The sequence below is a fragment of the Saccharospirillum alexandrii genome (assembly GCF_043641555.1).
Classification (GTDB): domain Bacteria; phylum Pseudomonadota; class Gammaproteobacteria; order Pseudomonadales; family Natronospirillaceae; genus Saccharospirillum; species Saccharospirillum alexandrii_A.
The window spans coordinates 420343-433151 of sequence record NZ_JBHZRJ010000001.1 but is presented as its reverse complement, the minus strand read 5'-3'; the positions used below and the strand labels follow the sequence as shown (position 1 = coordinate 433151).

The following is a 12809-nucleotide window of genomic DNA, read 5'->3' as shown; positions in this document are numbered from 1 at the left end:
ACTAACTTGAATGGATTTCATTTTAGTAACATTTGTTTATGTAACGATCGTATCGTAAAAAAAACCGCTCCAGAAACCCGCTTTGGAGCGGTTTTTCAAGCACTGCATTCTGATCAGTTGTTTAGTAACTCTTGCTGGCGCGCCTCGAGTTCATCGGACCAAACACCTTTTTCACGGAAGAACTCGATAGCCACCTCGTGATAGGGAATAACCACGTCGGTGCTGGCATAGCCTTCCGGAACCCAGGTTGACAGCGTACGGGTGATACCCGGAAGTTCATCGGCATGATCCCAGAGTGCGTTCATCACTCGCAGAATGGCTTCCTCGTCCATATCGGGACGCGCATAGAGCGTGGTTGCGTAGCTCAGTACATGAGTGTCAGTGTCGATGCCTACTGGTCCGGCACTGGCCAAGTAAGGGACAAAAGCAGGGCCAACTTCCTGCGAACGTGCCATCGCTTCACTTGAAGGATCAATTGGGAGTAAGTGAGCACCGGACGATGCATCCAATTCCTGTAAGATGCCGCTACCCACTGATCCTACGGCTGCATCCGCGCGTCCTTCCATGACAGCGCGAACACCTTCAGGGTAACTCGAAACCCGTACTACCTGGATGTCGTCTGTAGTCAATCCCGCATTGGCAAGCGCTGCCAAAGACGTCTTGGTGGCCCCTGCAAAAGCGCCGTAGTCGGCTACAACACGACGACCCTGCAAGTCGCTGATTGATTCTATGTTGTCGTCTTCCCGAGTCACCAATGACAAGCGATTTATGGAACCAAGCATCAGGGTACGCATGGCGTATCCTTCGCCGCCATTGGCGCCGTCAAAGGGTGCTTCTGCGTCATAAGCCAGCTTCGCTTCAACCGGGCTGGCAATCCCCAGGTCGGCTTCCTGTGTCATAAACATCGGGAAGAAAACAGTGCCAGGCTGTGGCAGTACGTCTACCCGGTCACCAGTGTGCTTACTGATCGTTGCGGCGAGCGCCTGCGCCTGGGTGTAAAAAAGACTGCCCGCCGGGTTTCCACCCATAACGAGAATATCGGCTGACGCAACGGTTGCGGAAACACCTGCAAGCAAGCCTATGAGTGTTCGGGACAAGGTGTTCAGGGTCTTTTTCTTATTCACGGTAATTACCTCCTGAAGATGGCCAATGGCCAGGTTTGCCGAAATTGCTAGATTCGGCGGCGATTAAACGTAACGTCTTTAAGCGATGGCCGTATTCACACGGTTGCGTCGTTGTAAGGCATAAAGCGCAACGAGCGCAAATAACGTAAACAGCAAAACGATCCACGATGTGGCACCCACCCAGAACGCGAGCAAACCAGCCACCAATGCCACCAGTCGCAGTAGGGGGTGCACAGGCTGAACCCAGTGACCTACCAGGCTGACGGCCAATAGAAAGACGCCAACAATACCTGCCAGCACAGCGTGAACGATGCCTGCCACACTACCCTGCATTAGAAAGGCATCGTTAAATACAAAAACAAAGGGAATTAAATAAGCGATGACCGCAAACCTAAGTGCATAGAGCGCGGTACGCCAGGGGTTGGCTTCAGCAATAGAGGCAGCTACAAATACCGCCAGACACACGGGTGGTGTCAGAAAAGAGAGTGTTCCAAAGTAAAATACGAACATGTGCGCTGACAGCTCGTTCACGCCAACCTGCACCAGAGCTGGTCCAACGAGGATAACCAGTATGATGTAGGTTGCCGTTACCGGGACACCCATGCCCAGAACAATACAGCCCAGCGCAGCAAAGAGCAGCAGTAACCAAACATTGCCCCCGGCTATCGCTACCAGGTTCTGGGACAGGCTCGACCCTAAACCAGTCAAACCAAGGCAACCCACTACCAAACCTGCCACAGCACACATAACGGCAATAAAGATAACCGCCTCGCCCGCACTGGCCAGCACCGTCAGGTATTTAATAATACTCCGACGCATCGCCGGTACGACCAGGCTGATCACCACAGTAGCGGCCGTTGCTGCGAAGGCCGAATTTTCGGGACTTTGCATCATGCCGAACAATACATACAACAACACACCAAATGAGAGCGCCACAGGAATGACCTGTTTTGCCGACTGCATCATCGACGGTAGCTCATTCGATTCCCAAGCCGAAATCCCCCCTTTCCCTGCTTCAAGATCCACCTGCAGGTAAACGCACAGATAAAACAATAGAGCAGGAATTGCCGCTGCAAGCGCAATTGTGCTGTAGGGCACGCCGAGAAACTCGGCCATTAGAAAGCCCGTTGCCGCCATAACAGGGGGCAACACCAGGCCGCCCGTAGACGCCACCGCTTCAATCGCCCCTGATTGTGTGTCTTTGTAGCCGACCCGCTTCATCATGGGGATCGTGATCATACCGGTTGTGGCGACATTGGCAGATGCACTGCCAGACAGCGACCCGAACAATGCGCTGGAGAATACGGCCACTTTGGCCGGGCCACCACGGCGCTTTCCCATTAAAGCAAAGGAGAAGTTAGAGATCGCATCGCCACCGCCCACTAAAAACAGTACCTGCCCAAAAAGAACAAAAGCGGTCACGATGGTTGCCGCTACATAGAGAGGCGTTCCCAGTACCGCATCCGTACCCAGGTAGTTATATATAAGCAAACGCTCAAACGGAATGTTGCGAGTTTCGAACATGCCTGACAGAAAATGGCCAAAGAACGCATAAGACAAGGCGGCTAATCCAACCAGCACCATTGTCCAACCCGCCAACCGTCGGGCCGCTTCCAATAGAACCACCAGTCCAATGGCACTCACGATAACTTTATCTTGCGTGATGAGACCCATCATCCCGACCAGTTCGTGATACCAGAACGCGACATAACCACCCGAACCCAGGGTTGCGATGATCAATAACGTGTCATACCAGGGGACCCTATCGTTTGCCGCTCCCGAGTACGCCGGTTTGAGCATAAAGGTCAGCACCAGGCACAACGTAAGAAAGAAGGCCAGGAATTGTTCCTTATAAATCACCAAACCGAACTCTGGCAGTATCCGGAGTCCAAAAATCAGCGCCGAGATCGGGACTAACGCCGCGAGCACCATCATTAGAAGCGCTACGAATCCGGTAAGCTCGCGTCTGTTGCTATTCATCTGTGTCTCCACCGCTCACCAAGACAGACAGAGGCACGACTTCCTGGCAACAATCACCGGGCTTACTTAGCCCTGAACGCTTTATGGAATGATGGTTTTCCGAACTCACAGACACCTCGATAATTTCATTTTAGGAATTATTGTTCTCATAACGGTAGTTTTAGGTGTGAGGGGCTGTCAATGACAAACCTTGGTTTAAAGATCAAGCTGAGTGATACCTACAAACCAAAACGCCCTGAAACCCATTAATGACGCAGATCAAGGGAAGTGTGGATTTTTGTACATCAAACGGAACGGTGCGTACGCAAAGGGGTTCGTTTTACAACAAGTGGAGAGTGGGATGAAAATTGTGTCATTATACGAACAAATAGATTGGAAACTGGAACCTAAAAAACATGACAAAGGACATGCTGGATAAGTCCTCAGACCGCGCTCAATCCCTCTATAAAGGGCTTGTGGTCTTACAGTGCTTCTCTGAAGGCCACGCGACGATGACGCTGAGTGAAGTTGCCGATACCGTTGGAATGAACCGGGCAACCACCAGGAGATTTCTACTAACACTGGTTGATCTAGGGTATTTATCGCTTGAGGGTAAGCGCTATACACTCACGCCCAAGGTCATGACCCTCGGCTACAACTACCTTTCCAACCTGCCCTGGTGGCAACTGGCCAATCCGGTCGCAGAGGACATCTCCCGCACGCTCAGCGAATCCTGCTCCATTGGCGTATTGTCTCGGGATCAGCTCATTTTCGTTGCCCGGGCTCAGGGACCCAGAGCTCTCACAATAAACCTGAGTCCTGGTCGGGTTGTGCCGGTTCATACCGCAGGGATAGGCAGAGTTTTGTTGGCCGATCTCAGTGACGATCAACAACAGCAGTTTTTCGAACGGAACCCACCAACAGGCCTCACACCCTATACCGTCACTGACGTCCCAAAGATCCGGGAGGCCTTGGGTGAAATAAAAAAACAGGGGTACGCTATTGTTGATCAGGAGTTGGAAGTCGGCCTGTTAGCAATTGCTGTTCCGGTCCGTGACAGCCGCGGCAAAGCGGTAGCCGCCATAGGCATCAGCACCCAAGCTCAGCGTCGCACTAGGGACGAACTGGTGAATGACCTATTGCCGGTTCTGAAAGAAGGAGCTTCTAGAATTAGTAAACTGATTTAATGATACGTGATGTGGTCAAGTAATACAGGACACAGTTTAATAACTTTTTAAGCAACGCTTAACTTATAGGCTGTCTGGGTGAAATAACCTTTACTGCTGTGTGGTCTTTTTTAAATGTAATAGCCTATATGGCGCGGAAAAGTTAAGGCACAACGTTAAAATTGTAAGTAGTTACTAACAGGGAAATGCAGGGGCAATAGGCGCGACCCAAAACGCTCCTGGCGTATTGTCGACAAAATGGCCGGGAGCCATTTTGCACGAGCGAAGCGAGCCCGAAGGGCAGCCTCCAGGGAAGGAGGCTGTCACCTGGAGGTTCTCATCTAATCGCTCGGGCGCGCCAGACACAAAAAAACCCGCTCGCAGCGGGTTCTTTTGTGTCTGGCGCGCCCGAGAGGATTCGAACCTCTGACCTCTGCCTCCGGAGGGCAGCGCTCTATCCAGCTGAGCTACGGGCGCGTAACGAGGCGCAGTATACAGATATACCACCACAAGTCCACAATTGGTTGTGATTTCAAGGGGTTAGCGTCATTCAGAGGAGGCCAATCGAGCAGACGCCCGCTCAGCCAACCCCATGCCGGCACTGTTCATGGTCAGGAAGGTTTCATCTGCACCGGCCGCTTTCATGAGAATGGCGGCGTCTTCGTAGAGAGCGTGGGTAACCACTGGCCCTTGGAACCCTTGCCTGCGAATCTGCCTGGCCGCCACGACTACGCCTTCGGTATCCGGCATCGCGATAACGAACGCCTGGATGCACGACAGATCTACGGCATGCCAGAAACTGATGTCTTCAGCATCGGCATAAACGACCGTACGGCCTTTTTCCTGTTGGCGGGCGACTTTATCGGGGTCTGAATCGAGACCGACAACTTTGTAACCACGGTCTTCCAGCGCCAGATAGGCGGCGGTTCCAGTTCGCCCCATACCCATCACAATAATGGTCGCATCGCCGAGCGATGCGGGTTGCTCATCCGGATGCATGCTGTGACGTTCAAGCGGGATCAGCTTGAGCTCCAGCCACTCGAATATCGGGTGCGCCAAACGGTTCAGCGGCGCGGCGATAATAAACGACAGCGCCACGGTAATGGCCAGCGGCACCAGCCACTCTTCCAGCACGCCAGCGGCAACAATCAACCCGAACTCACTGTAACAAGTCAGACTCAGGGCACCGAGAAAGGCGTTGCGGGCGCGCAGTCGGAACAGAATCAGCAACCCAAAAAACAGCAAGCCTTTCAGCGGCAATACCAGGGCAAAGACGGCCGCAAATATCAGCGCCTGGGCATCCGGCAGGCCGTTCATGCCGATCTGCAGAAAAAAGCCGATCAGAAAGACTTCTTTCAGGCCCCACAAGGAATGGGACAGCTCCTGCGAGCGTGTGTGGCCAGAGAGCAGCACCCCCATCGCCAGTGCGCCCAGCTCAGAGCTGAGCCCCAGTGTTTCAAACCCCATGCCACCAACGGCAACGGCGAGCACCATGCCCATCAGCACCATCATTTCGTCGTGCCCCGCCATATCGAGCAACCAGTACAGCACGGGCCTTAACAATGGCAGTGCGAATACCAGCAATGCCCACCAGGAGGGTGAATGCCCCCCGGCAACGCTCAGCACCAACAGCGCAATCAGATCCTGGATGATCAGAATGCCGATGGCGACCCGGCCATGAAAGGCACCGAGTTCACGTTTTGCCTCAAGCGTTTTAGCCGCCAGGACGGTCGATGAAAAACTGAGCGCGACGGCCAGTAATATCACGGTCGCGATCGGCAGGTCGGTAAAGAACGCGATGCCCGCACCAAATACCACCACCGTGATCCCAAAGTGCAACAGGGCCCCACCAACCACCACGGGCTGAACCAGGTTCTTGAGCTTGAGTTTCAATCCAACCGTAAACAGCAGCAACAACACACCCAGGTGCGCAATGTGTTCCAGCACCGGGCCGGTATAGGAAGGCAGGCCGACATAGGGCCCCAGGGCGTTCAGACCAAAACCCGCGAGCAAAAAGCCCACCAGGGGCGGCAGACCTATTCGCTTCACCAGTAGGCCAAGCACGAATGCCAGGGATAAACCGACAACTTCAATCACAACTTGGGTCCTTTAAACCAGATTTCAGTGCTGATCTCGCACCGCAGGGTCATCGTACAACGTCAGGTTAGTATACCGGTGATCAACCTGGCCTTGTATGTTTGTGATGCCGCCCCTCAACCGAATACGGTGCTCTGTGCCTGACCGGCAGACCTCGTCCGGGTTGAAGCTGCTTGACCTGTGAGCCACGATTCGTCAGCATTCACCTATCTTTCTGCCGGATGTCACCGCCCTGTTTACTCTAACGCGGCCGCGCTGTCGGCAGTGAAAGCCCCCTTCCTGGTCGGGTACGACCTACACACTGGAGTCCTGTCATGTCTGAACGCACTGCTTTCCGTCGCGGTTCGATCGTTCTGTTGTCGCTGTTGATGACTGTATTCACCCAGGCTTTTGCCGAAGAACGAACGACCATGGACCCGCGCCTGGTCACGCCCGGCAAACTGACCGTCGGCACCGGCGATCCGGTTTACCCACCCTGGATGCTGAACAACGACCCGGCCAGCGGTGAAGGTTTCGAGAACGGCCTGGTGTACGAACTGGCCGCAGAAATGGGCTTCGATGCCGACGATGTGGTGTGGGTCGGCCAGACCTTCGACCAGGCGATTGCCCCAGGCAACAAGCCCTACGATTTCGCCATTCAGCAAATTTCCGTCACCGAAGCGCGCAAGCAAATCGTCAGCTTCAGCCGGGTCTATTTTCAGCCTGAAAAAGCCGTGCTCGCCTTACCCGGCAACACCCTCGAAAACGCCACCAGCTACGAAGACCTGCGCGACGCTCGCTGGGGCGCGACCATTGGTACTACCGATAACGACTATCTGGTCAACGTACTGGGCGTTACCGAAGCGGCCATCTATAACGAGCAGGTCGATGTGTTCCAGGCCATGCGCGCCGGCCAGATTGACGGCACGCTGATCTCTCTGCCCACGGCGTTGTACGTCACCGCCGTTCAAGTACCGGAAGCCAGCATCGTTGCGCTGCTGCCGCCGGATGAGAACGACCGCGGCCATGGCCTGTTGTTCGAATACAACAACCCACTGATTCCCTGGGTGGATGACGCCTTGACGGCGGTTATCGACCGCGGTGTGGTCGAAGACCTGAAAAACGAGTATCTGATTGCCGACCCCGATCTGCCCATCATCACCGAATGACCGACTCTCAATCGCCCCAAACGGGCTCGCTGGGCGGCGCCGAACGGCGCCCGCCCCCGCCTCCGCCCGGCCGCTCTTATAATTGGCGGGAAGCCCTGGCTCCCAGTCTGATCAGCCTCATCAGTATTCTTGTCGTGTTTGGCGCACTGGCCTGGGTAATCACCTCGGCCGAGCAGTGGCCGCGCATCAAGCTGCAGTTTTTCAATGTCGACGCCATGATCGCCGCCTTCCCGCGGGTGTTGCAGGGGTTCTGGATCAACATGCGCATCTGGCTGATTGTGCTGGCCTGCATTCTGGTACTGGGCATTGCCCTGGCGGTCATCCGATCGCTGCGTGCGCCCTGGTTTGCACCCTTTCGGTTAATGGTGATTCTGTACATCGACCTGTTTCGCGGCCTGCCGGTGTTGCTGCTGGTACTGCTGTTTGGTTTTGGCATACCAGCACTGAACCTGCCTGGTTTGCCCTCGAGCAGTCTGTTCTGGGGCGCCGTTGCCATGGTGCTGAGTTACTCGGCCTATGTCTGCGAAATCTATCGCTCAGGCATCGATGCCGTGCACGAAGGCCAGTGGGCGGCGGCCAAGTCGCTCGGCCTGACTGAATGGCAAACCATGATCTATGCGGTTCTGCCGCAAGCAGTGCGCAATGTGATGCCAGCGATGATGAACATCGTCGTCGCCCTGCAAAAAGATGTGGCGTTGCTGTCGATCATCGGTGTGCGCGATGCAGTACGAGAAGCGCAAATCTATACGGCCTCGACCTTTAATTATTCATCGCTGATCGTCGCAGCCGGCTTGTTCCTGCTGGCCACCATTCCGATGGCACGACTGGCTGACTACGTTACCCGGCGCGATCGCGCCCGTCGTTTGCAAGTAGGAGGCTAAGCGGTGCCGCGTGTCCAATTATCGGAAGTGACCAAGTATTTTGGCGAGAAGCTGGTGTTGGATCAGGTGGATCTGTCGGTTGATCTGCACGAGGTCATCTGCCTGATCGGTGCCTCCGGATCTGGCAAATCAACGCTGTTGCGCTGCATCAATCGGCTGGTAAAAGCGGACTACGGCGACATCTATCTGGATGATGTGCCGGTCACCGATCAGCGCTTCGGCAAGGTCGGGCTGCACAAGCGCATCGGCATTGTGTTTCAGTCGTACAATCTGTTTCCGCATTTGACGGTGCTGGATAACTTAACGCTGGCACCGCGCAAGGTGCACGGCAAGAGCCGAAAAGACGCCGAAGCATCCGCACTGGAACAGTTGGACCGGTTTGGCATGAACAGCTTTGCCAAAGCCTACCCGGAACAGTTATCCGGCGGTCAGCAGCAGCGTGTGGCCTTCGTGCGCGCGCTGATGAACAAGCCGGATGTATTACTCCTCGATGAAGTCACCGCTGCGCTCGACCCGGAACTGGTTGGCGAGGTGCTCGGCATCATCAAGGAGCTGAAAGCCCAGGGCATGACCATGGTCATTGTCACCCACGAGATGGGTTTTGCCCGCGACGTCGCCGACCGGGTCTGCTTTCTGGAAGGCGGCCGCATTCTCGAAGAAGGCGACCCGAACCGGATGTTCAGCGACCCGCAACACGAGCGCACCCGGGCGTTTCTGGACCGGATTATTGAGGCTGGGCGGTTGTAGTAGCTGGTGTCATGAGTCAGAAATTCGCGGTGTAAGCTACTTCACTGGTTACTCTGTATTTGGTGCCATTCGGACCACCGCGCACGCCTACTGAAGGCACGCCGTGAACCCCTCCATGGGGGCTCGGAGACAAGATATGAATCCCCTCCATGGGATTCACCCTTCGGGCTCGCTTCGCTCATGCTAAAACGCTCCCGGCGTTTTAGTCCATGTTGTCTAACGTCCTTCAGTAGGCGCACCCGGTGGTCCTTGGGTATCTCCGCGGTTTGTACTGGCGAATTTCTGACTCACGACACCGAAGTTAACTGTTGTGGCTAACTGGCATCGCTCTCGAACTGACTTGCCCACTCTGCCATTTCTTGAGCAACGGGCTTATCGTGCTCGCCCAAAAAACGCAAAAAGCGCGGTGCGGTAGCGTTAACGATGCGCGCTTCCGGAAAGCCAATACGCTCGGCGTGTGCAGTGGCATGCTCGAAGTCACCGACGCTGTAGGCGATGTGTGAATCCGAGCCGAAGGCAACTTTCCAGTCGAGCCGGTCGATCAGTTCCATGATGTGCACGCAGTTCGATTCGCTGCCTAGGCGGGAGTGCGAGAAGGAGGAGTTGTTGATTTCCAGCACCACGTTGTGGTCTCGCGCGGCCCGGATGACTTCTTCGTAATCGAGCGGGTAATTCGGGTTGCCAGGGTGGCCGATGATCTGGCATTGGCCGGCTTTGATGGTGTTGATCACCGCCCGGGTCGATGTCGCCTTGTCGGCCGGTGCAAACACCGGTTCGTGAAAACTGGCGATGGCAAAATCGAGAAACTGGGGCAGTTTGTCGGGAATATCCAGGCCGCCGTCCGGCTCCAGAATATTGGCTTCGATGCCGCGAAGCATGCCGACATTACCAATCACACGAGGAATCACCTTCATATTGCCAAAGTGCCAGTAGTGCGCGCCATCGGGCATGGTGGGCGCGTGGTCGGTGATGCTGAACAGTTGCAGGCCCTTGTCGCGGGCGATCTGGAAGTAGTCGTGCACAGTGCTGAAGGCGTGATCGCTGGCGACGGTATGGGCGTGGGTGTCGGTGAGAATGCGCATTGAAGGCCCTGTGTAGTGTTGAAGACCAAATAGCATAGCATAGGGCCGATGACGCTTTCATGAAGACGACAGCTTCGCATTCCCGGGCGCGACGACTTACACTGTTAAGCTTACTGCAACCCCCGAGCGGCCTGATGTTACTGGAACGTTCCCTGGCTTTACCCCTGCTGGCTACCGTGCTGACCGGTACCTTGCTGTATCAGTTGGCAAACCTCGAACCGGCGCTCTGGGTTGCTGGCGTTGCGCTCATTCTGTTTATTGTTGTGCGCTGGCAACGCTTACCCCAGTCGCCCCGCATTCTCGTCGGCCTGGCACTGTTCAGCGGCGTTTTTCTGCCCTGGGCGGAAGACCCCTGGAGCGTGTTGCGCACCGCGTTCGATCGCGCCGGTTACTTCTCAACGTTTTTGATTGCCCTGAGCTTTCTGCGGTTGGCCGCCCAGCGGTCGCGCATGGTACGCCGCTGCGGTGCCCTGGCCGTGAACCAGCCTCCCGGTCGGCGCTACGGCATTCTCAGTTACACCACCGCCCTGTTCGGGCTGATTCTCAATTTTGGTGTGTTGCATTTGCTTGGCTTGATGGTAACCCGGGGCAATACGCTGGCCGCGGCCAATGGCCAGGTGAGCATTCAACGCACCCGACAGCGGCGCATGTCGCTCGCCATGTTGCGGGGGTTTGCCGCTCTGCCGATGACGTCGCCATTCTCCATTACCCTGGCCCTGTTGCTGACCATCATTCCCGGCCTGCGCTGGCAGGACATTCTGCCCATTGGCTTTGTGACGGCCGCCTTGCTGATTCTGATCGGCTGGATTCAGGATTTCCGCCACAACCCACGGCGAGCCCCGCCCGGCATGGCAACTGACACCCGCCATTACAGCTGGCGACCGGCCGTGCAACTGGTCGGCTTAATCGGCCTGCTGACCAGCTCTGCCTTTCTGCTGGAAACCCGGACGGATCTTTCACTGACGCTGGCGGTCATTCTCACCAGCCCGCTGGTGGGCATTGGCTGGCTGGCCTGGCAAGGCAACCGCGCCGGAATGCCGGGCGCTCTGGTCTTGCTCGGCCGACGCCTGAAATCCGACATCCCGAATCAGGTCGCGCCGTTAAGTGGTGAGGTCAGCCTGCTGGCCGGGGCTGGGTTTCTGGGGGCTGCCATTTCCGGGCTGGTGACTGAAACCCAGGTGTTGTGGCTGGTCTCGGCGCTGCACCTGGATGGCTATTTTCTGTTAATCGCCGCCATGGTGCTGACGGTCGCGCTTGGCCAAGTCGGCTTTAACCCGATTGTCTCTGTGACGCTGTTAGCCTCAGCGCTACAACCAGTGGCCGCCTTCGGGCTGACCAATGAATTGCTGGCGCTGGGTTTGATGTCGGCCTGGTGTTTAACGGTGAACTCGTCACCCTTTACTATCTCGGTATCGATTGTCGGCTACCTGAGCCAGGTCTCACCGCGGCATCTGGCCTGGAACTGGAACCGGCGTTATCTGCTGGTGAGCTTTGCGTTCTTAAGTGTCTGGCTGTTTGGATTGCAGTGGTTGTATTAACACCGCCTAACCAGGCTCTTTGTCGGTCATCCGACGCGCAAACGCCTGGCTGACAATCTGTATCCAGCGCCGGTCGAGGTCTTCTGCCCGGTACCAGAGAAAAATATCGCGGCGGCCGAAATCAGCATCCACCGGCAGCACCATCAGGTTGTAATCCCGCTCGACCCGCAGGGTCAGTTTTTCCGGCATCAGGCTCAGGTGCCGGCCCTCTCGCAGCATTTTCAGCGTAATCGCCGCATCGCCCGACAGGGCCACAGGCGTGCGAATACCGGAGACCCCCATCGCTTGCAACCGCTCAACCGGTGACTCCTCGAAACGGGCATAGGTACCCATGTTGATCCAGGCTTGATCGTTAATGTCCGACAGCGCCAGCGAGCCGTTCTGCTGAGCCCTGATGGCCAGGGGGTGCTGGCTGGAAGCCACCACGACCAAACGGTCTTCCAGCACCAGATCGCACACCAGATCCCGGGTTTGGGATTGCACCTTGGGTGAAAACACCAGATCGAGCTCTTCGTCGTGAATCTGTTCGATCATCCGGTACGGTGTGTCCACTCGAATCAGCAGCGATAAGTCGTCATGCTCTGCCATTAGATCCTGAGCCATCTCGTTCATCAGGTTGTTGGCCAGCAACGGACCCACACCAATGCGCAATTCCTGCTTGAGCCCCAGCCCATGACGCACCGCCACTTGCTGCGCCGACCAAACCGCCTTGGCAATGGCCCGCCCATGCCGCGCCAGGTCGGCCCCCAATGGCGTTTGCCGCACACCGTGCCGGCTGCGGGTAAACAGCGGACCACCGGCCTGCATCTCCAGCGTCTGGATATTGCGCGTTAGCGTCGGCTGGGTAACGTTCAGGCGGGCCGCAGCGGCGCTGATTGAGCCGCTGTCTAGAATAGTGGCCAGTTGTACCAGATGTTTTGATTCCATAAGCCCTCACACTCACCGAGTACTGTCTGATGGCGTAATCATTGGATGTCAGAGTCGGCAACAGCACAAGCATCGGCTGCCTGGGATGCCTCTGTGGGGTAGTCCGCAACAGGGATGTTGCGGCCTAGGCCCCATGGACG

Annotated in this window: 10 protein-coding genes and 1 tRNA gene; 5 read left to right on the top strand and 6 right to left on the bottom strand. The window is 56.2% G+C overall.

All coding sequences use genetic code 11. The features are described 5' to 3' along the window. Positions 1 to 113: 113 nt before the first annotated feature. Positions 114 to 1124, bottom strand: a complete 1011-nt coding sequence (locus tag ACHUE7_RS01845; protein ID WP_394168460.1) for a TAXI family TRAP transporter solute-binding subunit — start codon at positions 1122 to 1124, stop codon at positions 114 to 116. Positions 1125 to 1202: 78 nt separating this feature from the next. Further along, positions 1203 to 3104, bottom strand: a complete 1902-nt coding sequence (locus ACHUE7_RS01840; protein ID WP_394168459.1) for a TRAP transporter permease — start codon at positions 3102 to 3104, stop codon at positions 1203 to 1205. A 395-nt stretch (positions 3105 to 3499) separates the two neighbouring features. Here ACHUE7_RS01840 and ACHUE7_RS01835 point away from each other — a divergent pair, with 395 nt between their 5' ends. Next, positions 3500 to 4270, top strand: coding sequence for an IclR family transcriptional regulator domain-containing protein (locus ACHUE7_RS01835; protein WP_394168458.1), 771 nt, complete (start codon positions 3500 to 3502; stop codon positions 4268 to 4270). Positions 4271 to 4649: 379 nt separating this feature from the next. Here the strand turns inward: ACHUE7_RS01835 and ACHUE7_RS01830 are convergent. Both ACHUE7_RS01830 and ACHUE7_RS01825 read right to left on the bottom strand, forming a co-directional pair. Then, positions 4650 to 4726: transfer RNA gene (locus ACHUE7_RS01830), tRNA-Arg, on the bottom strand. Positions 4727 to 4795: 69 nt separating this feature from the next. Continuing rightward, positions 4796 to 6346 (bottom strand): cation:proton antiporter domain-containing protein, encoded by a 1551-nt coding sequence (locus ACHUE7_RS01825; RefSeq protein ID WP_394168457.1) that lies wholly within the window; start codon positions 6344 to 6346, stop codon positions 4796 to 4798. A 314-nt stretch (positions 6347 to 6660) separates the two neighbouring features. On the opposite strand from ACHUE7_RS01825, the gene ACHUE7_RS01820 reads away from it, so the two are divergent. Genes ACHUE7_RS01820 through ACHUE7_RS01810 form a run of 3 tightly spaced genes read left to right on the top strand, consistent with a single transcriptional unit; the run spans position 6661 to position 9122 of the window. Further along, positions 6661 to 7494 (top strand): substrate-binding periplasmic protein, encoded by an 834-nt coding sequence (locus ACHUE7_RS01820; RefSeq protein WP_394168456.1) that lies wholly within the window; start codon positions 6661 to 6663, stop codon positions 7492 to 7494. Further along, the gene (locus ACHUE7_RS01815; RefSeq protein ID WP_394168455.1) at positions 7491 to 8375 is read left to right on the top strand and encodes an amino acid ABC transporter permease; all 885 of its coding nucleotides are present in this window, start codon (positions 7491 to 7493) and stop codon (positions 8373 to 8375) included. The genes ACHUE7_RS01820 and ACHUE7_RS01815 overlap by 4 nt, the downstream gene beginning before the upstream one ends. Positions 8376 to 8378: 3 nt before the next feature. Next, the gene (locus ACHUE7_RS01810; RefSeq protein WP_348474690.1) at positions 8379 to 9122 is read left to right on the top strand and encodes an amino acid ABC transporter ATP-binding protein; all 744 of its coding nucleotides are present in this window, start codon (positions 8379 to 8381) and stop codon (positions 9120 to 9122) included. A gap of 314 nt (positions 9123 to 9436) precedes the next feature. On the opposite strand, the gene ACHUE7_RS01805 is transcribed toward ACHUE7_RS01810, so the two are convergent. Beyond that, positions 9437 to 10204, bottom strand: coding sequence for a phosphatase (locus tag ACHUE7_RS01805; RefSeq protein WP_394168454.1), 768 nt, complete (start codon positions 10202 to 10204; stop codon positions 9437 to 9439). A gap of 59 nt (positions 10205 to 10263) precedes the next feature. Here ACHUE7_RS01805 and ACHUE7_RS01800 point away from each other — a divergent pair, with 59 nt between their 5' ends. Next, positions 10264 to 11742, top strand: coding sequence for a hypothetical protein (locus ACHUE7_RS01800; RefSeq protein WP_394168453.1), 1479 nt, complete (start codon positions 10264 to 10266; stop codon positions 11740 to 11742). A gap of 6 nt (positions 11743 to 11748) precedes the next feature. Here ACHUE7_RS01800 and ACHUE7_RS01795 read toward each other — a convergent pair whose 3' ends face one another. Next, positions 11749 to 12669, bottom strand: coding sequence for a LysR family transcriptional regulator (locus ACHUE7_RS01795; protein WP_394168452.1), 921 nt, complete (start codon positions 12667 to 12669; stop codon positions 11749 to 11751). Between the last annotated feature and the right edge of the window lie 140 nt (positions 12670 to 12809).